Annotated in this window: 15 protein-coding genes, 1 other RNA gene and 1 pseudogene; 10 read left to right on the forward strand and 7 right to left on the reverse strand. The window is 32.5% G+C overall.

Annotated features, from left to right (window positions below):
• Nucleotides 1-10 precede the first annotated feature (10 nt).
• The 5 genes and pseudogenes from AC2TDS_RS07830 to AC2TDS_RS07850 all read left to right on the forward strand — a co-directional run bounded on the left by AC2TDS_RS07830 (nt 11) and on the right by AC2TDS_RS07850 (nt 11,625).
• A complete protein-coding gene (locus tag AC2TDS_RS07830) occupies nt 11-2,083 on the forward strand; it encodes an OmpA family protein (protein ID WP_484738542.1) in 2,073 nt (690 codons plus the stop codon).
• 226 nt (nt 2,084-2,309) lie between these two features.
• A complete protein-coding gene (locus tag AC2TDS_RS07835) occupies nt 2,310-8,657 on the forward strand; it encodes an alpha-2-macroglobulin family protein (protein ID WP_484738543.1) in 6,348 nt (2,115 codons plus the stop codon).
• Nucleotides 8,658-8,968: 311 nt separating this feature from the next.
• Complete coding sequence (locus tag AC2TDS_RS07840) at nt 8,969-10,339, forward strand: hypothetical protein (RefSeq protein ID WP_484738544.1); 1,371 nt, start codon at nt 8,969-8,971, stop codon at nt 10,337-10,339.
• Between the two features lie 340 nt (nt 10,340-10,679).
• Nucleotides 10,680-10,886 (forward strand): annotated as a pseudogene (locus tag AC2TDS_RS07845) (integrase core domain-containing protein); the annotation flags it as partial.
• Between the two features lie 241 nt (nt 10,887-11,127).
• On the forward strand, nt 11,128-11,625 hold the full coding sequence (locus AC2TDS_RS07850; protein WP_484738545.1) for an outer membrane protein: 498 nt from the start codon (nt 11,128-11,130) through the stop codon (nt 11,623-11,625).
• A gap of 1,275 nt (nt 11,626-12,900) precedes the next feature.
• On the opposite strand, the gene AC2TDS_RS07855 is transcribed toward AC2TDS_RS07850, so the two are convergent.
• The 4 genes from AC2TDS_RS07855 to ssrA all read right to left on the reverse strand — a co-directional run bounded on the left by AC2TDS_RS07855 (nt 12,901) and on the right by ssrA (nt 15,309).
• Entirely contained in the window at nt 12,901-13,602 is a 702-nt protein-coding gene (locus AC2TDS_RS07855; RefSeq protein WP_484738546.1) for a hypothetical protein, read from the reverse strand.
• Nucleotides 13,568-13,735: a hypothetical protein gene (locus AC2TDS_RS07860; RefSeq protein WP_484738547.1), complete on the reverse strand. Its 168-nt coding sequence runs from the start codon at nt 13,733-13,735 to the stop codon at nt 13,568-13,570. The genes AC2TDS_RS07855 and AC2TDS_RS07860 overlap by 35 nt, the downstream gene beginning before the upstream one ends.
• A gap of 64 nt (nt 13,736-13,799) precedes the next feature.
• Complete coding sequence (locus tag AC2TDS_RS07865) at nt 13,800-14,441, reverse strand: response regulator transcription factor (protein WP_484738548.1); 642 nt, start codon at nt 14,439-14,441, stop codon at nt 13,800-13,802.
• 471 nt (nt 14,442-14,912) lie between these two features.
• Nucleotides 14,913-15,309, reverse strand: a transfer-messenger RNA (tmRNA) gene (gene ssrA / locus AC2TDS_RS07870).
• A gap of 254 nt (nt 15,310-15,563) precedes the next feature.
• Here ssrA and AC2TDS_RS07875 point away from each other — a divergent pair.
• Both AC2TDS_RS07875 and AC2TDS_RS07880 read left to right on the forward strand, forming a co-directional pair.
• Nucleotides 15,564-16,769, forward strand: coding sequence for an NAD(P)-dependent oxidoreductase (locus AC2TDS_RS07875; protein WP_484738549.1), 1,206 nt, complete (start codon nt 15,564-15,566; stop codon nt 16,767-16,769).
• A 33-nt stretch (nt 16,770-16,802) separates the two neighbouring features.
• Entirely contained in the window at nt 16,803-17,018 is a 216-nt protein-coding gene (locus AC2TDS_RS07880) for a DUF3820 family protein (protein WP_484738550.1), read from the forward strand.
• A gap of 223 nt (nt 17,019-17,241) precedes the next feature.
• Here AC2TDS_RS07880 and AC2TDS_RS07885 read toward each other — a convergent pair whose 3' ends face one another.
• Genes AC2TDS_RS07885 through kdsA form a run of 3 tightly spaced genes read right to left on the reverse strand, consistent with a single transcriptional unit; the run spans nt 17,242 to nt 20,059 of the window.
• Nucleotides 17,242-18,213 carry a transglutaminase domain-containing protein gene (locus AC2TDS_RS07885; protein ID WP_484738551.1) on the reverse strand — a complete coding sequence of 324 codons (972 nt, stop codon included), beginning with the start codon at nt 18,211-18,213 and terminating at the stop codon, nt 17,242-17,244.
• A 29-nt stretch (nt 18,214-18,242) separates the two neighbouring features.
• The gene (locus tag AC2TDS_RS07890) at nt 18,243-19,193 is read right to left on the reverse strand and encodes a transglutaminase domain-containing protein (RefSeq protein WP_484738552.1); all 951 of its coding nucleotides are present in this window, start codon (nt 19,191-19,193) and stop codon (nt 18,243-18,245) included.
• A 41-nt stretch (nt 19,194-19,234) separates the two neighbouring features.
• Nucleotides 19,235-20,059, reverse strand: a complete 825-nt coding sequence (kdsA, locus tag AC2TDS_RS07895; protein ID WP_484738553.1) for a 3-deoxy-8-phosphooctulonate synthase — start codon at nt 20,057-20,059, stop codon at nt 19,235-19,237.
• A gap of 70 nt (nt 20,060-20,129) precedes the next feature.
• Here kdsA and AC2TDS_RS07900 point away from each other — a divergent pair, with 70 nt between their 5' ends.
• The 3 genes from AC2TDS_RS07900 (at nt 20,130) to AC2TDS_RS07910 (ending at nt 23,824) form a co-directional block, all read left to right on the forward strand.
• Nucleotides 20,130-21,119, forward strand: coding sequence for a M28 family peptidase (locus AC2TDS_RS07900; RefSeq protein ID WP_484738554.1), 990 nt, complete (start codon nt 20,130-20,132; stop codon nt 21,117-21,119).
• 187 nt (nt 21,120-21,306) lie between these two features.
• The gene (locus AC2TDS_RS07905; protein WP_484738555.1) at nt 21,307-22,794 is read left to right on the forward strand and encodes a S8 family peptidase; all 1,488 of its coding nucleotides are present in this window, start codon (nt 21,307-21,309) and stop codon (nt 22,792-22,794) included.
• Nucleotides 22,795-23,308: 514 nt separating this feature from the next.
• Nucleotides 23,309-23,824 carry a DUF4136 domain-containing protein gene (locus tag AC2TDS_RS07910; RefSeq protein ID WP_484738556.1) on the forward strand — a complete coding sequence of 172 codons (516 nt, stop codon included), beginning with the start codon at nt 23,309-23,311 and terminating at the stop codon, nt 23,822-23,824.
• Nucleotides 23,825-23,869 lie beyond the last annotated feature (45 nt).

The raw sequence follows: 23,869 nt of genomic DNA on the forward strand, positions 1-23,869 counted from the left end.
AAAAAATATTATGAGAAACACATATATAATAATCCTTACCTTATACTCTACCTTTTGTGCCAATGCACAAACTGGCAGCTATTTTAAACGTGCTAACAAATATTTCGACAGAGCATTTTATACTGAAGCTATTCCTTTATATGAAAAATCTTTGAAAGAAGGTTACACCTATAGAGCTCTACTAAATATTGCAGATTCTCACTATTATGTACATAATATGGAAAAAGCTTCTACTTATTATAAGCACTTAGTAAAGAACTATAAAAGCCTTTTAAAGGAAACTACTTACTTTAGATATGCCAACACTCTAAAAGCGAGAAACAAATATAACCAAGCATACAATGTACTCCGCTCTTACTACCAAAAGAACATACCAAGCAAATTAGATAGTTTAGAAAAATCTATACGTTATTTAGAAAATATTGAAGCAGTAGGAAAGCGTTTCAATATTCAAAACTTACCTATAAATACTACCGAATCTGAGTTTGGTGGGGTCTTAAAAGGTGACCTCTTTATTTATGCTACCCCTAAAAAAAATCAAAAAAAATCAAAAAAATTATACGGCTGGACTGGCACACATTATTTGGATTTATATAAAGTATCATTAAAACAGCTACATTTAGGTGACAGCGTTGCAGTGCCTTTTTCATCCAACATTAATACCAAAGTACATGAATCTAGTATCGTTTTTACAAAAAATGGAGAAACTGCTTATTTTACCAGAAATAATTATGTAAATGGAAAAAGAAAAAAAGATGCTAAAAAGATAACCCATGTACAAATTTATAAGGCCGAGCTAATCAATGGAGAATGGAAGAACATCGTGCCTTTACCATTTAACAGTGACGATTATTCCACCGAACATCCAGCGATCAGTCATGATGAAAAAACTTTATATTTTGCTTCAGACATGCCTAACGGATTTGGGTCATTTGACCTTTACTCAGTATCAATTCTTTCAGACGGAAGCTTTGGTATTCCTGAAAACTTAGGAGCAACTATTAATACCGATAAAAAAGAACAATTCCCTTTTGCAAGTAAAGACGATAAATTATACTTCTCATCTGATGGCCATCCAAGTTTTGGCTCGTTAGATGTTTTTGTAAGCTCTATTTCTAGCAAAGGATATTCTAAACCAGATAACGTTGGGCTTCCCGTTAATTCTGGATATGATGACTTTGCTTTCAATATAAACTCTGATAGCAAAGAAGGGTTCTTTTCTTCTAACAGACTGAATGGAAAAGGAAATGATGATATCTACAAAATATCAGAGGAAAAACCTTTAATCATTGAAGATTGTAAACAGTATATCACTGGAGTTATTACGGATATCGATACAAAAGAAACACTTGCAAACACATTAATCACGTTGGAAGATGAAGCAAAAAACGTATTGACTAAAATTCAAACAGATGCTACTGGAAAATTTAGTTTTAATGTGCAATGCAATACAAAATACATTATTCAAGCTTCAAAAGAAGCGTATTCCAAAGCAAATAGAATGCTTTCGCTAAAGAACCAAAGAAAGAAAAACAATGATGCCTCTATGGCGCTTAAATCTCGTATACAGTTAGAAAAAGAACAACAAAAAGCACTAGCCCTTCAACAACAAAAAGAGTATGAGTTAAGAAAAAAGAGAGTCCTTCAATTAGAAGTTGATAAAAAGAACAAAATAAAATCAGCCATTACAAAAGAGAAAAACATTGTAAGACATAAAAACTTTTTGATTATTAAGACCGATGAAATAAATTTTGATTACAAACTATGGTACTTGAGGCGCGATGCAAAAAAAGCAATTCAAAGAGTTATTAAATTAATGAAAAAATACCCAGACATGGCCATCGAAATTGGTACTCATTCTGACATGAGAGGAAATCATAGATACAATCTGGAGCTATCTCAAAAAAGAGCTAACTCAGTGCGTTTTTATCTCATTGACCAAGGAATTGACACAGACAGAGTAGTTGCCATCGGTTATGGAGAGAAAAACCCCCTTATAAAGTGTAAAACCGAAGATGCATGCTCAGAAGAGCAACACGAATTGAACCGGCGATGCGAATTTGTTGTAAAAAGAATTTACTAATTAGTAACAAACGAGCTTTATGGCTCGTTTGTTGTTTATTATATTTAGCATTAATTTCTAATCTTCATAAACTAATTAGAAAGAAGCAGTTACTAACCACTGTGTATATTTCACTAAGTTAAGGTGTCTGATTAAAAATTAATAATTACTTTGCTATTGTATTGACGATGAACAATGAAACGATGGATAGAGCAATATTATAAACGATTAGAAAAAAACTTAAAAAATGAAAAAAGTAACTCCCATCTTATTAATGATCTTTTTATTTTCTTCAACTGCTAAAGGGCAGGAGAACTATGAAAACCTATGGGGTAAAGTTCATGCGTTTGAGATAAACAACCTTCCTAAATCTGCCCTAAAAATAGTTGATGAGATTTACAAAGAAGCCACTAAAAAGAACAACTCATCACAACTCATAAAAGCACTTTTTTACAAAAGTAAATTCTCATTAGTTTTAGAAGAAAATGCGCAATTAAAAATCATCAATGAATTTAAAGAGCTCATTGCTGTAAGTAGCTTTCCTTCAAAAAATGTACTAGAAAATATTTTAGCAAATTTATATTGGCAGTATTTTAATCAAAATAGATGGAAATTCTATAATAGAACACAAACTAAGGTCAAAATAGATAACAATGATTTCAGGACTTGGGATTTACCAACTCTTTTTGCGGAAATACATCAGTACTTTCAAACTTCACTAACCGACAAAAAACAGTTACAAAAAATTGATATTCATTCTTTTTCTGAGATCTTACAGCTAACAAAAGACACTAAGAAACAGCAACCTACTTTATTTGATTTTCTAGCTCAGAATTCTTTAGCATTTTACAAAACTACCGAAACTACGATTACACAACCTTCCTATCAGTTTAAAATAAACAATCCAGATTTATTGAAGGATGTAATCAACTTCTCTAAACTAGATTTAAAAACAAAAGATACACTTTCATTACAATTCAATGCTTTAAAAATATATCAAAGCTTAATTCAATTTCATGCAAAAAGTAAAAACATAGATGCCTTAATCACGGTTGATATACAGCGTTTAGCTTTTGTAAAACAACATGGTACATTTACAAACAAACAAGACTTGTTTTTAGAAGCGCTGGAAAAAGCAAAAACCACCTATGCAAACCATGAATCTTCAGGGCTATATGCTTATGAAATAGCTAAACTTTACCACGAACTTGCAAATACTTATCAACCCAATAAAAATAAAACACATAGATATAAGAATAAAAAAGCACTAGCGATTTGTGATCAAATAATTACTAGATTTCCAAAAAGCTTAGGTGCAAAAAAGTGCGAGCTCTTGAAACAACGACTCTCTTCAAAATCATTAGCGATTCTTATAGAAAAAAATGTACCGATCGACCATTTTTCTAGAGCACTAATTACCTACAAAAATCTTGACAGAATATATTTCTCAATATACAAAACCACCCAAAATCAAATCAAGAAACTCAATGAGATTAATAATGACGAAAAACAACTAAAATTTATAAAAAACTTACAGAAAACAAGTTCTTGGTCATCAACCTTAAAAAATGTAGGTGATTTACAACAACACAGTACCGAAATTAGCCTTCCGAAATTCTCTGGTGGAACCTATATAATCGTTGCATCTACTGAAAAAGAATTAGCTACGGAAGTGACCTTCGCTTTCGGAAATATCCAAGCCACAAATATTGCCTTTATTTCAAACCATGAGCAAACTAGCAATTATCAGGTAGTTGATAGAAATACTGGAAAACCACTAGTCAATGCTAAAATCCACTTTACCAATGCAGTCAGAAATCACTATGACAAAAAATTAGATCTGCATTTCACAAGTGATAAAAACGGTGAGTTTACTTTTGTTCCAGAAAAACAATACTATGCTAGAGTTTCGGCGGATATCACTTATAAAAATGAAAAAGCGACTTTTGGAACCTTTTATATCAATCAGAAGCACCGTAGATCAACTTCTACCCCAAAAGCTCATGTAGAAACGTTCATTTTTACCGACCGTAGTATTTACCGCCCAGGACAAACCATACATTTTAAAGGTATTGCCATGGAAACTTTTAAAAACAAGGCAACTTTAAAAATAAACGAAAGTATTTTCATTAAATTCAAAGACGTCAACTTTCAAACCCTTAAAGAAATAGAGTTAAAAACTAATGAATTCGGTTCTTTTTCTTCTAAATTTATTATTCCCAACCAATTATTAACTGGTCGTTTTGTAATTGAAGCATCAATTGATAACCGCAAAAGTTATACACATATTTCCGTTGAAGAATATAAACGCCCAAAATTCGAAGCAATTCTGAAGCCGATTACAACTGTTGTAAAAATTAATGATTCTGTAACGGTTCATGGGTTAGCAAAGGCCTATTCGGGTATCAATATTACCAATGCAAAAGTAGTATACCGCGTACATCGAAAAGTACAGTATCCAAGGTGGTGGTATTGGTATAAACCCCACTTCATATCACATCCTCAAGAAGTAAGCTCTGGTGAAACAACCACCAATTCTTCTGGTGATTTTAGTATTACGTTTAATGCTATTCCAGATGAAAGCATTGATAAAAAAGATCTTCCTGTTTTTACTTATGAGGTTACTACTGACATAACTGACGTCAATGGTGAAACTCGCAGTGCCTCCTTAGATGTGAAGGTAGGTTACCATGCGTTGATTGCTGACATCGATTTCCCGGAAAGAATTGACAAACACGAAAAAAATCATCAAATTAAAATCAGCACTAAAAACTTAAACGATGAACCCGTGATGAGCTCAGGCACCATACAGGTTTTTAAGCTCAAAGCGCCAAGTCGCATACTACGTCAGCGTCCGTGGGCGGCACCAGACTATCAAACCATTCACGAAAAAGAATTCATCGCTAAATTTCCACATGACCCCTATACAAACAATGATAATTTTATTCATTGGGACAAAGGGACATTGGTTTTTAAGACTGATTTCAATACCGATCAATTAAAAGAAATTCCTCTAAAAAACTATAAAAAATGGCCATCAGGAAACTATGTTATTACCTTAAAAACGAAAGACAAATTTGGACAACAAGTAAGTTCTAAAAAATTCTTTAGTCTCTTTTCTGAAACAGACAAATTACCCTCAGATAACCAATTATTAGTTATAAAAACGAATAAACACGACTATAAAACTGGTGAAAATGCTACCATAACGGTTAGTACAAATTCAAAAAACATTAGTTTAGTTATGCTGATTGAGAAGAAGCATAAAACAATTGAGAAACACTATATACAACTGAGCAGAAATGCTAAAAACATCGTAATTCCTGTCACGGAAGAAGACCTTGGCGGATTTGGTGTTCAATGGTATTTTGTTCATAATAATGCTTTTGAAAAAGGAAATTTGTTAGTAAACGTACCCTACCCGTCAACAGATTTAGAAATTATCACGAATACATTTAGAGACAAATTACTTCCAGGAGCAAAACAAACATGGAGTTTTACGATTAAAGGCACTAACAAAGATGTAGTAACCGCTGAACTTTTAGCGGGCATGTACGATGCCTCATTAGACGCCTTTAAGCCACATCATTGGGCCTTCAATCCTATTCGAAAGCCTTTGTACCATACGTATAACAACGCTGAAGCTTCTGTAAGTTTTGGAAATTCAAGTTTTAGAGTTAAGAATTTAAAAAGACACACTAGTGTTGGAGATTACTCACCTCCAAATGCGGAATTCAAGTGGTTTGGCTTTAGTTTCAACAACGATAAATGGGTACACAAACAATACTTAAAAAACCTTACTTTCCAAAAGATGAAGTTCGAAGGCACCTTAATTGGTCTTATTGAAGATGAAGACGGAAACCCAATTCCTTTTGCTAATGTTTTAATAAAAGGGACGAATTTTGGCACTACCACTGATATTCATGGAAAGTTTGCATTAAAAGCAACGAAAGGAGATATTGTTGTGGTTAGTTTTATCGGTTATAAGACTACTGAAAAACAGATTCAAGACTTTAATCATGCTAGAATTACTTTATGGGAATCTGACAATATGTTGAATGAAGTTGTCATTAACCGAGCATCCAACGCTCCTACAAGGAGAATGACTGCTAGTTTATCAATGAGTGTTGAGGCAGATGAAGCCGAGAGTATAGCCGATACTTCAGCGGGCCGCGCTTCAGGAAATCAAGATAAACCAACAAATAAAAAGGTCTCTTTAAAAGGTATTCAAATTCGCAAGAACTTGCAAGAAACTGCTTTCTTTTATCCGCATTTAATGACGGATAAAGACGGTAATGTGTCTTTTAGCTTTACAACTCCAGAAGCTTTAACCAAGTGGAAATTACAATTACTAGCACATACCAAAGAGTTGAATTCGATGACAAAAACCTTAGAAACAGTCACGCAAAAGGAGTTAATGATTACCCCAAATGCCCCTCGTTTTTTACGTCATGGTGATCTTATCACCTTAAGTGCAAAAATATCTAACCTATCAGACCAATTTCTAAATGGAGTTGCTCAACTAATACTAACCAACCCTATTACTGGCAAAGAAATTGACTTACTAGAAAACGCATCACAAACACAAAGCTTTAGTGTTCAAAAGAAAGGAAATACTGCAGTGTCTTGGAATTTAAAAATACCAGAAACTATTGACGCTGTTCAATATAAAATTGTAGCAAAAGCAGGTGACTTTTCAGATGGTGAACAAAATATTTTACCCGTATTATCAAACAGGATTTTGGTAACAGAAACCCTTCCGCTATGGGTACGAAGTAATAAAGCACGAACGTTTAGTTTAGACAAATTAGTACAGAATAACTCGCATACATTAAAAAATCATCAAGTAACCCTAGAAGTTACATCAAATCCGGCTTGGTATGCCGTTCAAGCACTACCCTACCTGATGGAGCAGCCTTATGAGGGTAGTGAGCAAATTTTCGCAAAGTATTATGCCAATGCATTATCCAGTTATATCGTCAATTCAAATCCAAGGGTTCAAGAAGTATTCAATCAGTGGAAATCGTCAAATACTTTATTGAGTAATCTAGAAAAGAATAAAACGTTAAAATCGCTTATTATCCAAGAAACACCTTGGTTACGAGATGCACAATCTGAAACGGAACAGAAAAAGCGTATCGCCTTATTGTTCGATTTAAACAAAGTACTCAACGAACAACAAATAACGATTCAGCAACTACAGCAAATGCAGTTGAGTAATGGTAGTTTTCCTTGGTTCAAGGGAGGTGTTCACCCAAACATATATATTACCCAACATATCGCAAGTAGTTTTGGTCATTTAAAACAATTAGGCGTTACTAATTTTGACAATACCGTGAAAACTATAATGGAAAAAGCAGTCGCTTTTTTAGATAATGAAATAGCCGATGTTTATAACCGATTACTTAAAAATGCACAACAAATTAAGGAAAAAGACGGTGAACAAGCATACGATACATATCTAGCGAAGAAACATATAAGCAGTTTCACTCTACAGTATTTGTATATGCGAAGCTTTTATGGCGCTATTCCCTTAAAAACAGAAACTCAAAAAGCCATCACTTATTATAACCAGCAAACCAAAACGTTTTGGAAAGATTTTAGCCTGTATAGCCAAGGATTGGCAGCGCTCATTAATCATAGAGCTGGAAATAGCAAAATTGCCGATACCATTATACGTTCCTTAAAAGAAAATAGTATTACTTCGGATGAATTCGGTATGTACTGGAAATCAAATCAATCAAGTTGGCATTGGTATCAAGCACCTATTGAAACACAGGCGTTGCTTATTGAAGCTTTTGCAGAAATTGAGAATGATCTCGAAATCATCGACAATTTAAAAATCTGGTTGTTAAAAAACAAACAAGTAAATCAATGGAAAACAACCAAAGCCACCACAGAGGCTGTTTACGCTTTGTTACTGCAAGGTAGTGACTGGATTTCAATTACCGATGTAGTAGAGCTTACTGTTGGTAACAAAACCATCGACCCTTCAAAAATCCCTGAAGTTGCAATTGAGGCAGGTACAGGATATTTCAAAACCTCTTGGAAAGGAGATGAAGTAACGCCAAATATGGGCACAGTAACCATGAAATCAACAGGAAAAACAATGGCTTGGGGTGGTTTATACTGGCAATACTTTGAAGACTTAGATAAGATAACCTCAACCAAAACTCCTTTGCAACTAAAAAAACAGCTCTTCAAAAAAACAAATACTGCTACTGGAAAAAAACTGATTGCGATAACGGATAAAACTATTGTAAACGTAGGTGATTTAATAACCATACGCATTGAACTGCGTTCCGATAGAAATATGGAATTCATTCATATGAAAGACATGAGAGCTAGTGGAGTTGACCCCGTAAATGTGCTGTCTCAGTATAAGTGGCAAGATGGTCTTAACTATTACGAAAACACTAAAGATGCCACCACAAACTTCTTTTTTGATCGCTTACCTAAAGGAGTTTATGTGTTTGAATATGATGTTAGGGTAAACAATGCTGGTGACTTTAGTAATGGCATTACCACAGTTCAAAGTATGTACGCACCCGAATTTAGTAGTCATTCTAAAGGAATTCGAATTATTGTAGAGTAATATTTTTAACCTATATAAAACAAAAGGAAACTGCTAAAAAAGCAGTTTCCTTTTGTTTAAACTCATTTCTATTATATTAAAAAAACAATCTTTTATTTTTCCCTTTCATTCTCATTATAGATTATTTTATACCAAAAAAACTCGTCCTCATTCCTATTTTCAAAAAAGACACCTATCATTCCATCATCTTTGTATACAAATAGAAGACAATTACATTACTATAAATAGTTATTGGGAATAACATCTGTATTAAAATATACCAGTTTCAATATTTCTTATACAGTCTCTTTAACACTAAAAACCAATTCACCATGTCAAATTTCACTTACACAAATGATTATACTTTAAAAGCAGATGCAGGAGTTAAGCTAATTTTAGCTATGCAAAATGATACTGATTTTCAATTTATTATTAATAACAACACAGTTAAAACGGTAACAGTTGACGCATCTAACAGTAATTCACCTGTAACTAAAACACTTACTATTCAATCAAATTCATCGGCATATGCCAATTCTTATATTATAACAACATTCAATAAGAATACTTTTAAAAACACAACCTCTCAATGTAATCTTTGCTTTAACTTAACGAACCCAGGAGGAGATTCTTATTGGTCTATTACAGGAACATCAAGCCAAGGAGACAACCAATCCATGTTCAAAAATATTAACACTGCTGGTTATACGAATGCAGTTGAAGTTCAAGTTTCAACTGAAAAAAATCCACCTATAAATCCTTCTCAAGCACCAGTTTTAGATCCTAATTTAGTTTTCCTTTTAGATAAGTCTGAAGACACACTTTTATTTAGAGGTAATGCTCCTTTAGGCGCTTATGATAAAGTTAAAAATCCTTTACAATTAATTGATTTTCCTTCTTTTATGGATGCTTTAAAAAACGCTTATAAAAAATCTACAACAGAAGAAATGCCTTCAGAATCCTATGAAGTTTGTGTAATAGCTTTACTAGCAGATGATTCTGACAATATTTTAAACCCGGAATATCAATCATTTGGTGGTGAACATAGTGCAATAACTACCCAAACTAATTGGTATCCAGCTTTAGCTGATAATCCTGCTAAAATTACTACAGTAACTCCCAATATTACTGGTAGAATTTGCCAATGGAACATTAATCCTGCTGGATCCAAAGACGGACATTATGTTACCATGGTAAAAGAATTAGCTACTAATATAAACACCTGGTTTAAATCTAACCTAACAGATAGTTCAAGTCAAACTGATAAAAATGCAGCTACAAAAAGAATCATCTACTTTCACTGTTCTAGTGGTCATGACAGAACAGGAATGGCTGCATCAACCTATGTTGCTTATAAAAAAATATCAGCGTCTAAATTTGTAAATGGCTCAAAATTTGAAATTGCTGATTTAGTTGAATCTTATTTAATGGGAACTACCCTGAATCATATTCCTTATACTGGAGGTCATTATGCACAAACAACCTATAATTTAGATACAACTACTAAAAATCCAAATAAATCAAGATGCTTCTTAAACTCTATAGGATATGATGATACTGTTAGTTGGGTAGCTGATCAAATGGTTGACTCTAAATCTTCTTTTAATTTAAAAGGAACAGCTGCTGTTTCTGGTGACCTAAATTATCCAAAAGAAGATGGTAAAGATGCTTATGTAGAAAAAAAATATGTTTGGGAATTATAAAACAACACTAAATATAACAAGAAACACCTCTAGACTAGTAAAAGTCATGAGGTGTTTTTATTTAGTTATTTATAGTTTTATTTAACCTGAAAATAGTTGCTCAAACTTTTAATATTTCTTCTAAAAAAACTTAAAAACTTAGCTGTTCTTTAAAAACATAAGATTGCCTTCTAGATTTTTCAATTTCTTCTCTAGAATGCATTTCTATTTTTAGTTTATCATTAAACCATTATACAACTTTCTTTACATGGTTTATGTTTATGACCTGTTGCCTATTCACTCTAAAAAAACATTTTTAAGTAATCTTTCTTCTATTTGAGTAAGTGAAAATTGTTGGGATAATACTGTTGCAGAGAGCTTTTTTAAAACACTTAAATATGAATGTACTAATAGATATCTATTTAAAACATCTTTACAAACTTTTAAAGTTATTCAAGAGTATATACAATGGTACAACTATAAAAGAATACATTCAGCAATAGGGTACAAAACTCCTGCTGAAAGAGAACTAGAAATTGAAATGATTAACTTTAAAAATGTGGCTTAGAAAATTATACCAAAATTACTAGGTAGTCCACACCTCAAAACTAGTTTGAAGCACATAGACATAAAGCACAATTATGATGAGTGGTAAATGGAGGTTATTAAACGGAATTATGAACTTATGAAATACAGTATCTTTTCAAATTTAACAGCTATTTAAAAGAAAAAGATTGCTATAAATAAACAAAGAAGCTTATTTGGCATATAATTTGTCAAGTAACAAAAAAACAATTAAGATTTTTATTATGAGAAAATTATTTTTATTTATTGGTCTTTTAGCAATTTCTGCCTTAACTGCTAATGCACAACAAATCTCTGAAAATGCCATTGGTATTCGTTTTGGAGATAACAACGGATTTGGTGGTGAGCTATCATACCAACGTAAATTAAATAATACAAATCGTTTAGAGGTTGATTTAGGTATTAGAGGAAACACAAACTATAGTGCTTTTAAAGCAACTGGTTTATATGAATGGGTATGGCAATTAGAAGATCGTTTTAATTGGTATGCTGGTGTTGGTGGTGGTTTTGGTAGTTGGAAAACAAAATCACAAACTATTAATGGGATGACAATTAATAGTAGTTCTAGTACTTCTTTATTTGGAGCTGGAGTTATTGGTATTGAATATAACTTTGATATCCCTTTAATGGTTTCTTTAGATTACAGACCTGAATTTGGTTTTAGTGATGCTTATAACGGATTAAATTCTGATTTTGGGCTAAGTGTTCGCTATCAGTTTTAATGTAAAAACTTAAAAACAGAAAAGAGGCTGTCGATTAAGACAGCCTCTTTTATTTTTAATTAGCTATTAATTCAACTACAGTCTTTCCTCCATTTGTAACAGTCCTAAACTCTTTACGATTTCAAGTAGTCATTAAAAAAACTTACTAAAATAATGCTTGAAATGCTAATCTTATGTAATCCAAAATCCTACTCGATTGGCCTTATTATCGTGTATTCAACTTCCTTTCGTTTGCAATATTACATTTTGTATTAAATAGAGATCAAAAAACCCGTTCAAAGATTGAACGGGAAAATCACTTATGAAAAAGAACTTATATGGGTAAATTCTTAAGCTTTGCAAAGCTATGGAATTGAATACTTTTAAAATATGACATATATGTCAAAAATTCCAAATTATTTTATTCTAAGAAAACTAAAGGTTATTTATAAATTCTTCTAACTTTTGATGTTGCGTCATACTTATATTTCTTAAATCAATAATTGCGAACTTCACAGCTCTGAATTGTATATCGTCCTCGATTTCTAAAGTCCAAGTGTTCTTTTGGAATTTTCTGTAGCCTGATGTAAATAATTTATGTTTTCGGATGAGCTCCGAAATTCATTTTAATTATTGTCTCATTTTGTTTTGTAGAAATCTCTACGAGAACATTGATTGTAACTCCCTGTGAATCTTTCTTTTGCTTCCAATTTGCATCGTTTTTATTTCTTTTTTTTGTAAGCTTTTAAAAAAAGCATCGTCCTATTAGTTGTTAAATAGTTTGCTGGGGGCAACATTTAATAGTTTGAAGGAAGCATTGTTTTGCTCCTTTTTTCTGCTGTTATTTTATAATTAGTTCCAAAGGTTGCTTTTGCTTCAAGTAAACTACTTGCTTCAAGACCATCCTCTCCGATGCCTCTCCTTCTAAAATGCGTTTACAAAGGTAAAAAACAAATGGTTCTGTGATTCCTTCCTGTGTCGATTGCCCCATCGTCATCTGAGCCGACGAATGCGTTAATTTTTGTTTCTTTTTTATTTTCAATTTGTTTGAATTCGGTTAGATCATTTCACTGAAAAAGTAAGTGCTACTAAAACTCATAGTATTTTTCATAATACCCTTTTAGGTTTTAAATTAAAGAATAAATTCATAAAAACACAATGACATTATCAGAGGATTAAACCTCTATTTATCAATGATTACCGACAAAAAACGGTTTGCTTTTTTAAATTTTGGGAAGTGTGTAAAAAGTTAACAAGCATTATGTAAGAATACAAATTAACACATACTTTTGTATTCTATTCTATGGGTTGTCCTCTATTTATTTTTTTTATTGTCTTTAATATCTCTGCTCTTTTCTCAGGTTTTGAGTTCAACAGTGCTATTTTAGACATGCCGTGCAAATACCTCCTTAGTTTTATAAAGTTGTGTTCTTGATATTTTGTAATTAGATATACCGATAAAATCACAATTATCGCTGAGAATGCAGCCATTAAATAATATACTGCTTTGCTATAATCTTGATACTTTTGGAAAACCCACCCCAGGTAAAAAAGCGAAGTGAAAATCATTAACCCATGCAACACCTTCATTCCTACATTTTTTCTCTCAAAATGAAATGATCGAAAAAGCATAAATGATGCATAGATAAGCAATGACAGCCATGGTCCAAACTCCCCCATGAAAAGTTGGAATGACTTAAAGCCTAAAAAACTTTCTTCTTTTTTTACATCTTTCAATCTTTGAAAAGCTTGATTTTTTCTTTTATTTATATAGATATATTCCTGATAAACAACTGAACCCTTTACTTGATCCTTGATCTTTTTTAAGGCAGCAGTATTTTCTTTTTTTAAAGCATTAAAATTACTTTCCGCTGAGTAATATTCATCGCTAAAATTAGGAATAAACTCAAAAGAGTAAAATAGTGTAGCTATAACTACAATAATAAAATATACAATATTCTTTTTAATCCTCGCCGTTTTCGTGTTCCGCTCCTCCATCGTTATTGGGGTTTTCAGCATCACTTTTGTCGATTGCCTGACTTTCGTATAATTTTTCATGCTCTTCTGTATTGTCTGTACATGAAATAAAAGCTAAACTTAAAACGAATACTAATAATAGTAATTTTCTCATCTTTATAAGATTTTTTGATTAAACTTATAAAGGTAATAAAGCTTCTGTAAATGTACTTTTTAAATTATCTAAATATCTTTTTTACGAGTTGTATGTTGTTTTCTACATTAAATTTTTTTCTTACCCTTGCCAATAAACTCCAGTAAGTACTTTTAGATATAGACATCTTATCTGTGATCTCATCTAATGAGGTTTCTTGAATCATAAAATCCAGTGCCTCCATTTCCTGTTTAGAAAGTATCTTTTGAGTACTTCGAAACCACCTGCTTGGCTTATAAAACCTATCGCTTTTCCTTACGATCTCATAAGTATGATCAGATATATAATCCATACCGCTGTAAACACTATAAATAGCCTCTATTAGACAATCTGTATGATCACTTTTCATTACATATCCTCTTGCTCCATATTTTAAAGCATCATCTAAAATATCAGATGTTACAAAAGAAGAAAAAACAATACTCTTTGTATTAATTTGGTGTTTTTCGAAATATTTCAAAACATCCATACCATTCAATACAGGCATACATAAATCTAAAACCAAAATATCTGATTGTTTTTTTTCTTCATACTTAATAGCATCCATTCCATTAGAGGAATAATTTATTAATTTTAAACGCTCATGCCCTTTAAAAAGGCTTTCATGCCCTGAAAATTTGATTTCAAGGTCGTCTACTACATGTATACTTATATCTTCTTCTTTCATTATTAGGGAATTAAATAAACTTTTGCGAATATAGGAACACCCAATGAATAATTTTGTGGACGTATCCCTATAAATACACCTCAAAATGTTAAAATTTTATGATTTATTCCCTACATAATATCGAAATACTCAGTTAAGTTTATTTTTATCAATATTCTATGTTAAAAAAGACACATTATTGCATAATTTTAACAGTATAGCGTTTTTTCTTAAATAAAGATCAAAAAAAACCCACTCAATAAATTGAGTGGGAAAATTGCTATGAAAAAGAACTTAAGACGTCTCTTAAGTTTTACAAAGTTATGACTTTTTTATATCTTAATCAATGAATATCTAAATTAAAATTTAAAACAATAATAGGATTGCAAAAGTTTGAAAAAACTTTATCCAATTAATAGTGTACAAAATGTTGTGTGAAAAACAAACAAAAAAACCACAAAAATTTGACTTACAAATAATTGTGGCTTTATATTGTGGAGACGCCGAGAATCGAACTCGGGTCCAAACAAGCAGTTCAAAGGCTTTCTACATACTTAGTTCTTAGTTAATTTTCGACCAAAAGCTGATTAAGAACTACCCACTTTTAGCTTATCTTCTTAAATTTCGAAAGCTCATCGAAGTACCAAGCTCTCTATGTTTACTTTTACGATGCCCATAAATGAAACGCCGTAAACCAAGGCTTTTCGTGGACATTTAGCATTCCCGCCTTGCGGGACTTGGCTTATCGTCTTACTATAATTCGGACTAAGCAGCTAAAGCGTAATTATTTTCGCCGTTTAAAAAAATGAAATAAGTTTAACGAGTTGTCATCTCACTCCTCGGTATGCTTACATTTTCACTGACCTTGCTGTCAAAACCAGTCGTCCCCAATTATGTCAAAGAATACCTTATCCCTATCAAAAAATATACCAATTCCTGAACAGGAATTCGATACTAAATTCTTTGTTTTTATAAGGCAAAAACGATCAACATTTAAGTTTAACCTGTCATGCCAAATAAGTGGGTGCAAATATAAAAAAATACTACTTGTAAAATCATTTAAAAAAAAGTATTTTCGCAGAGATTGTAGTAAACTACAACATTTATCAGTAAATTGTTTAATTTTAATACAAAAAACCATAAATGAAATTCGGAATTATAAAAGAGCGCAAAAACCCACCAGACAGAAGAGTTGTTTTTTCCCCGCAAAAATTACAAGAATTTCGAAAGCAATATCCGCAGGTAGAAATAGCAGTAGAAAGTTCTGATGTTAGAATTTTCAGCGATGAAGAATACGAAAAGGCAGGTTTTAAAGTAACTGATAGCTTAGATGACTGTGATGTTTTACTTGGGGTTAAAGAAGTTCCTGTTGAATATCTTATTCCGAATAAAAAATATTTTTTCTTTTCTCATACCATAAAAAAACAACCTTATAATAGGGAGATTTTAAAAGGGTTATTAGAGAAAAATATTGAAATGTTTGATCATGAAACAATCATTAAAGAAAATGGTGCTCGTTTAATTGGCTTTGGACGCTATGCCGGTTTAGTAGGGGCATACAACGGTATTAGAGCTCTCGGACTTAAAGAAGGGTTGTTTAGCTTACCAAAAGTAGAAAGCTTACCTGATTTAAATGCTGTAAAAAGAAAATTGGATAAAATACAAATTCCGCCCATTAAAATTTTACTTTCTGGAACTGGTAAAGTTGCCAAAGGAGCCAAAGAAATATTGGATCACTTAAAAACAAAAGAAATAAGTGATGCACTTTATTTAACTTCTAAATTTACAGAACCCGTTTATTGCATGGTTGATGTTATGGAGTACAGCAAACGTAAAGACGGTAAAGTAGGTGACAAATTTGAGTTTTATCAAGACCCTTCTGACTATGAAAGTAACTTTATGCCCTACGCACAAGAAACTGACTTTTTTATTGCTGGTCACTTTTATGGTGATGGAGCGCCTTATTTATTCACGCGTGAAGATGCAAAAAAAGAAGAATTTGCTATAAAATACGTAGCTGATATTTCTTGTGACATCAACGGACCTATAGCTAGTACCATCCGACCTTCAACAATTGCAGATCCTATTTATGGTTATCATGCAGAAACGGAAACCGAAATTGATTTCAAAGATCCTAATGCTATCGCCGTAATGGCCGTTGATAATTTACCATGTGAACTTCCTAAAGACGCCAGTGACGGGTTTGGTGAAATGTTTTTACAACACGTAATCCCAGCTTTTTATAACAATGATAAAGACGGAATTTTGTCTCGTGCAAAAATGACCAATGATGGTAAATTAACTGATCGTTATAGTTATTTACAAGACTATGTTGATGGAAAGGAATAATTCCTAAAACTCTCTATACATTCTAATACTTCTATGCTGCCAGATAAACAATTTCTAATTGATACAGCCAATATGAAAATGCCTTTCGGGAAATACAAAGGAACTTACTTAGTAGATATTCCTGAGTACTATATGGTTTGGTATAAAAACAAAGGATTTCCCACGGGAAAATTGGGCAAAATGATGGCAATGGTGTATGAACTACAGTTAAATGGACTTGAAAATATATTAAGAAAAATTAGAGACTAAAATCTCTAATTTTTCTTTTCATCTATAAACTTCATTAAACTTTTTTTGACATCATCGACCACCTAGTAATCAGATAGTAATCCTTCAAAAAAACAATAAATTTCTATATTTACAAAGGATTTGTATTCTCTGAAAGCAACTAGTTACTACCAGTATCATATCTTCTCGTACTGTTTATGACACTTTAGTTACACTCTAATTAAGGTATTACAGAGCAATCGTATTAGTCAATCAGTACTTTATACTGAACTAGTAGTTGTTCATTTATATAAAGATTTAAAGCTGTACTGGTCTCGGGTTTATTGAAATACACCTTACAACCATTTTTACTTCTTAAAACCTTGGGTTTTCTATAAAATTCTTCATTAGAATAGGCATAATGTATAGATGATGCTTCTGCAACCCCCTTTAGCTCTAGGTATATTTTTTTCTCATCTTTACCTGGTCTTATTTCGCCAATTCTAGGACTTATTATTTCTATTTTGGACCATAATAAGTAATCCTGATAAAAAGGCTCATAACAAAACTCTTTTAAAGGTTTTTGATGTAAAAACTTTTGCCAAAACACCTCAGAAGGAAAGTGGGTTCTTCTCAATACTTGTTTTTTAGCATCGAAATACCCTGTATTAAGCTCGTGCTGCCATACTCCCATATAACTGTATCCTGCACCATAAGTGACATCTATTAACAGCCATTCACCATTAATAAAAACGGTATTCCATAAGTGATTTTTATTTCTAGGCACAATTCCAATACTCCCAACTGATGTTTTAGTATAACCGTATATTAGTTCATTTTCTATGCCTACAGTATCACACAACTCCTTAAACAATAGGGAGTACCCCATGCATACAGCTTTTTTCTTATAAAAGGCCTTTTCAATAATCTGCCTATTTCTATAAGCTATCAACCCCTTAAAACTTTGCTCATCTGTAAAAGTAAGCAGTTCAGGGGCAGAAAGTACACCAGAGTCTTCATAGATTACATTAAGCGCTATCCATGTAAATATAGCTCTAGCCTTTTCTAATTCAGTGTTAAAATCATAATCTATTCTTTTTGCTAGATTTTTAACAGATGTAACTTGACCGTATGACCGAATTATTTTATCAACTTTACCTAACGAAGTGAAATCTATATCTTTTTGAGAAAACAGAGAAGTCGAAACTAACAGAAAACCAATTATAATTTTTTTCATAATAAAAATTCTCATTTTATATATTAAAATTAAATTAATTGAAACTCAATACATATTTCACCGTCTACTACTAAAAATAATTTACTACAGTTCTTTGATGGTGTTATTTTTATATACCCTATATTATTTTTATATACTACACTTGGTTTTTTTGCAAATCGATACCCATTTAAACCACATAATACATTGTGAAACGATGTTAAATTCTTAATTTTTAAAGTGAGCGATTTTCCTTTCTGAGTTTTAATCGCCCCATGAATCGGCCCTAATAATTCTAAGTTACTTTTTAAAAACTCAGGTGTAAATATAGGCTGATTATAAAATGTATTTTTTGAATATTGTTGTCTAAATAACCATTTTTGTTCTTCTGGAAAATGGGTTTTCAAATAATGTTTTTTAGGAATATTAAAATAATACTCATCATAGTTTTGCTGCCATCTACCATTAATAACTGATCCTGCTGCCCAAGTAGCATCGACAATTAACCATTCTCCATCAACTTTTACAACGTTCCAAACATGATTAGGCGTTTCAACTTTTTTTCCTATGTCATGTATTGAATTTCTAACATATCCCTTTACAACATGGTTTTTAAGCCCTAGATTAGTATATACTTTTGCCAATGTTTGCGCATAACCCTCACAAACAGCCTTTTTTATTTTTAATGTTCTATGAACAATACTATCTTTTATAGCTTGTAGCTTTTCTTGTTTCTCAGCTTCATTTCTATAACGAAAACCAATAACTTTTTTACGGGAACTACTAGCACCTGATAAATTGTACTTAATATTACTGGAAACCCAATAAAAGGCAGCATGTGCTCGATTCTTTTGTGAAGCAAAGTCATTTACTATTTTCTTCGCTAAGCCCTCTGCAGTAAACTCTACCCCATACTCACTAACTCTATCCTTAACACCTTCAAAGCTCTGAGCACCAACATTAAAAGACAGCAATATTATTACATACAAAAGTCGCTTCATTGTTCTATTAAGGAGTTTCAACTTTCTGAACAAATCAAAAACTATGCCTTTAAATTTACAATTGTTTTTCTAATAGCCACTAAATTGGTTAATAGTTTTTCTAAATGCCCTAAATCTAACATATTTGCTCCATCACTTTTTGCATTTGCCGGATCAAAATGAGTTTCAATAAATAAGCCATCAACGCTATTTACCACCCCTGCACGAGCGATGGTTTCAATCATTTCTGGTCTTCCTCCTGTTACACCACTTGATTGATTTGGTTGTTGCAATGAATGCGTAACATCTAGGATAGTAGGCGCATATTCACGCATCGTTGGAATACCTCTGAAATCTACCACCATATCTTGATAACCAAACATGGTTCCTCTATCTGTAATCCAAGCTTTCTTGTTTCCTGAATCATGAATTTTTTTAACCGCATGCTGCATGGCTTCAGGACTCATAAATTGTCCTTTTTTCAAGTTCACAACTTTATTAGTTTTCGCTGCTGCAACCAATAGATCAGTTTGACGCACTAAAAAAGCAGGTATCTGCAACACATCAACATATTCGGCTGCTTTCGCTGCATCTGAAACCTCATGAATATCTGTTACAGTGGGTACATTAAATGTTTCAGAAACTTTACGTAATATCTTTAATGCTTTTTCATCACCGATTCCTGTAAAACTATCAACCCTACTTCTATTCGCTTTTTTAAAGCTTCCTTTAAAAATATAAGGGATTTGCAACTTATCTGTTATCGCGATAACTTTTTCAGCAATTCTCAAAGCCATTTCTTCACCTTCTATGGCACAAGGTCCTGCTAAAAGAAAAAAATTATTCGAGTTTGCGTGTTTTATATTGGGAATTTCTGATAAATTCATACTGCATAATTGTTTCGCACAAAAGTAAGAAATTAAATTAGCTATATTTAGACTTTAAAATCAAATTAATATGAACATAAAAACAATAATTCTTCTTCTATTTCCGCTTGCATTCCTTTCATGCAAATCAACGAAAAATACCGAAATAAATAGGTCAGTCATTTCCAGAGAAGTTTCAAAAAAATCTTCGATTCAAATAGAGCAGCAAACCATCAAAACACATTTGTACACACTTGCTTCTGATGAGATGGAGGGAAGAAAACCTGGTACCTTAGGAATGGAAAAAACCACGAAGTATATAGAAAATGAATACAAAAAGATTGGCCTAAAAACGTACAACAAACTCCCTAGTTACCGTCAAAATTTTGTTCATCAAGGAATTGAAATGAGTAATATTATCGGTGTACTGGAAGGCACCACCAAAAAAGATGAATTTGTAATTATCTCAGCTCATCACGACCATCTTGGAATAAAGAAAAATGGAACAGGAGATCGTATTTTTAATGGAGCAAATGACGATGCCTCTGGCGTTGTTGGTGTTTTAGCTTTAGCTGAATATTTCGCCAAAAAAAGAACAAACAAACGTAGTATTATATTTATTTGTTTTACCGCTGAAGAAATGGGTTTGATTGGTTCTACTTATTTTGGAAAAGGAATTAACGCTAGTAAATTCATCGCCGGAGTAAATTTGGAATTAATTGGCAAAGAACCAAATACAGGTCCAAAAACAGCATGGCTAACTGGTTTTCATCGTTCAGATTTCGGAAAAATTATTCAAAAAAATTTAAAAGGTACGGGATACCAATTATTTCCTGACCCCTATATTAAATACAACTTATTCTTCAGATCTGATAACGCCTCCCTAGCACGCTTAGGAGTACCCTCGCACACTTTCTCTACTACCCCTATAGATATTGACCCTGATTACCATAAAGTATCAGATGAGGCAGAAACTTTAGATATCGAAGTTTTAACAGAAACAATCAAGGCCGTAGCCACAGGAATTGAAAGTATTATTAATGGCATGGATACCCCAACAAGGGTACTCATTAACGATTAACAACAAAAAACGTAAAGCCTCCGTTATTTATTCGCAAAGCAAGGATCACTTCCTTGCTTTTTTAATAAAAAAACATCTCTTTTTTTATTAAAAAATAACCATAGTTGATTTGTTTTTATTGAAAAGATGCTGATTGTATGTATTTTTTAATATATTCGCTAAAATTTAATAAAAAATCTTACATATAATGAAAAAACGGATCTTATACCTAGGAATAATCCTAACCATATTTTCTTGTTCTAAAAATGAGTCATTGGAAATGACAAATCAAGAACAGCAAGAATTATTATCTAAATCTGAAATTAACGCAATTATAAAAGAATCACTTGAAAGCAGCGGCGAATTTAAATGGTTTGAACAGGATGCCCATACTATATGGAGCGCTCTAGAACACGGTGAACACATTCTAACCATTGGTTATGGTACGTCTAAAGCCAACTTTGAAAGAAACGCAAACTCTAAAAATATTAAAGACGAAATTTTAGCATTGGTTGGAAGCTTAGAAAACACATCTGGTAAATCCAAAATTGAAATATATGCCGATGAAAACATAAACATCGTCGATGTTACAGTTAAAAATAAAGAGACAGTAATCGCTTTATTAAATGACTCTAAAGTCAGGTACATCGAACCAGGCGGATACAGTTTTTTTACGTCAGATGAGCAAAATCAACAACGTTCTTCCTCTTCTTCTGGTTGTGGCTACAGCCAGTCTACACTCAACGGGAACGATTACCGAACAATAACTCCAGGCGCAAGAGTTCCTTGGGCATTTGATCTACACAACATCCCACAAGCATGGGACTACAGTACGGGTGCGGGGGTAACTGTTGCTGTAATTGACACTGGATTATCACCTGAGCAAAAATGGATGAATCAATACTTTAATGACGGTTATTCGTCAGGTAGAACAGTTCAGAAATATGGAACCTTTGTAGATTCTTGGTGGTATTGGTCTAATAATTACGATGGGGTTAATGATAAGTGTGGACATGGAACTAGTATGGCTTCAGTCGCTACCGCACCAAGAAACGACAATAACCTCCCTGTTGGTGTTGCCTACAATGCAAACTTGGTAACCTACAGAGCTGTAGAAAATGTAATCATTGATGACTATCATGAAAAAAGAGGTGTTTCAGAAGCCTTAACTGCTTTAGGAAACAGAAGTGATGTTAAAGTAATTTCAATGTCTATAGGCTCTCCTTTTGGCATTGGCAAAGTAGAAGACGCTATAAAATACGCTTATAATAGAGGTAAAATGATCATCGCAGCAGGAGGAACTTCTACATCATTCACCACTTGGTACGGGGTTATTTTCCCAGCAAGCATGAGTGAAACTGTTGCTGTTACCGGAGTCAAAGAAGGTCAGTATGACAATTGCGATGTATGCCACACAGGGTCTGCTATCGATTTTACCGTACAAATGCAAAGAACAAATGGAACTGACAACAAAATACCTACCCTAAGTTACTATAATAGTAAAGAGAGCTACGTTGGAGGGTCATCTGTCGCAACAGCTACAACTGCTGGTATTGCCGCCTTGGTTTGGGCAAAAAACCCGGGTTGGTCAAGATCGCAAGTACTGCAAAAAATGAAAGAATCGGCTGATTTTTATCCTAATAAACATTCTGAATTTGGATATGGAAATATTAACGCCTTAGAAGCCGTCCAATAATCAAACTAACAAACTTTACTTAAAAGCCTCGATAATTCGAGGCTTTTATCTTTATAGTAGGCTTACAACTATATTTAACTTTTTCTAGTACAGCCATGACACATCTCCTATGATTATACCTATTCTTAAGTAACGACACAAGTATCTAATTACTAGCAAACCTATACTTCGTCTATAGATCAATGAATAGGCATGTTATACCATTTTCGTTTACAGTAAATTCAAACAATAACTGGTATTACCCTAAAAAACAGCATTGTTCGAAACCTTTTAATGAGCGAAGCGAAAGAGTAATACGATTTACAGATAAATATTTCGTATATAGGTATTGAATTATTTTAAGTTAGTTTAAGGCATAAAACTTTAGCATAGCCAAGCTATGGTTAAGTTTTATAACGCAAAAATAGCTACAAAAGAAATAATAGATATGCGAAATATTTAGTTGTAAATCGTATAATTTCAAATCACAAATGACAGAAGATTCATTTTTATTATTTTAGCGTTAAAAAACATTATGAATAACTTAAGATACCTTTGGCTAGCAGTCCTAATCGGTTGTTCTTCAAGTAACGTAATATACGATTACGATAACAATATCAATTTCCCAACATACAAAACGTTCAATTTCTTTGAAGATGCGGGGAAAGATTTGAATGCATTGGATATAAAAAGGATTTCAAGAGAAATCAACAAAAAATTAAGTTCCAAACAATTGCACCTATCGGAAACACCCGACATATACATTAATTTCTTTTCACAGAAAAGAAAACATGCTAATAGAAATACCATAGGTGTTGGTATCGGTGGTGGCAGGAATATTGGTTTTGGAATTTCGGGTAACGTCCCTATTGGCAGTCAAAAAATCAATCAAATATTAACTATAGATTTCGTTGATGCAAAAAACGACGAATTAATATGGCACGGAGAAGTCAGTAGTGAAATAAACGAAAACCTTTCTCCAATTGAAAAGAAAGCCTATTTCACAAAAATAATCGACAAATTACTAAGCAAATACCCTCCTAAAAAATAAAACCTTCTACAAATAAAAAGCGGTGCTATTTACATAGTACCGCTT

It is taken from the genome of Tenacibaculum profundicola (assembly GCF_057220795.1).

Bases quoted from the DNA above. Each gene is read 5' to 3' on its own strand.
- AC2TDS_RS07835 (WP_484738543.1), top strand. From the start codon at position 2,310: ATGAAAAAAGTAACTCCCATCTTATTAATGATCTTTTTATTTTCTTCA.
- AC2TDS_RS07910 (WP_484738556.1), top strand. From the start codon at position 23,309: ATGAATAACTTAAGATACCTTTGGCTAGCAGTCCTAATCGGTTGTTCT.
- AC2TDS_RS07890 (WP_484738552.1), bottom strand. From the start codon at position 19,193: ATGAAGCGACTTTTGTATGTAATAATATTGCTGTCTTTTAATGTTGGT.
- AC2TDS_RS07860 (WP_484738547.1), bottom strand. From the start codon at position 13,735: ATGAGAAAATTACTATTATTAGTATTCGTTTTAAGTTTAGCTTTTATT.
- AC2TDS_RS07865 (WP_484738548.1), bottom strand. From the start codon at position 14,441: ATGAAAGAAGAAGATATAAGTATACATGTAGTAGACGACCTTGAAATC.
- kdsA (WP_484738553.1), bottom strand. From the start codon at position 20,059: ATGAATTTATCAGAAATTCCCAATATAAAACACGCAAACTCGAATAAT.
- AC2TDS_RS07905 (WP_484738555.1), top strand. From the start codon at position 21,307: ATGAAAAAACGGATCTTATACCTAGGAATAATCCTAACCATATTTTCT.
- AC2TDS_RS07885 (WP_484738551.1), bottom strand. From the start codon at position 18,213: ATGAAAAAAATTATAATTGGTTTTCTGTTAGTTTCGACTTCTCTGTTT.
- AC2TDS_RS07850 (WP_484738545.1), top strand. From the start codon at position 11,128: ATGAGAAAATTATTTTTATTTATTGGTCTTTTAGCAATTTCTGCCTTA.
- AC2TDS_RS07900 (WP_484738554.1), top strand. From the start codon at position 20,130: ATGAACATAAAAACAATAATTCTTCTTCTATTTCCGCTTGCATTCCTT.
- AC2TDS_RS07875 (WP_484738549.1), top strand. From the start codon at position 15,564: ATGAAATTCGGAATTATAAAAGAGCGCAAAAACCCACCAGACAGAAGA.
- AC2TDS_RS07855 (WP_484738546.1), bottom strand. From the start codon at position 13,602: ATGGAGGAGCGGAACACGAAAACGGCGAGGATTAAAAAGAATATTGTA.
- AC2TDS_RS07830 (WP_484738542.1), top strand. From the start codon at position 11: ATGAGAAACACATATATAATAATCCTTACCTTATACTCTACCTTTTGT.
- AC2TDS_RS07840 (WP_484738544.1), top strand. From the start codon at position 8,969: ATGTCAAATTTCACTTACACAAATGATTATACTTTAAAAGCAGATGCA.
- AC2TDS_RS07880 (WP_484738550.1), top strand. From the start codon at position 16,803: ATGCTGCCAGATAAACAATTTCTAATTGATACAGCCAATATGAAAATG.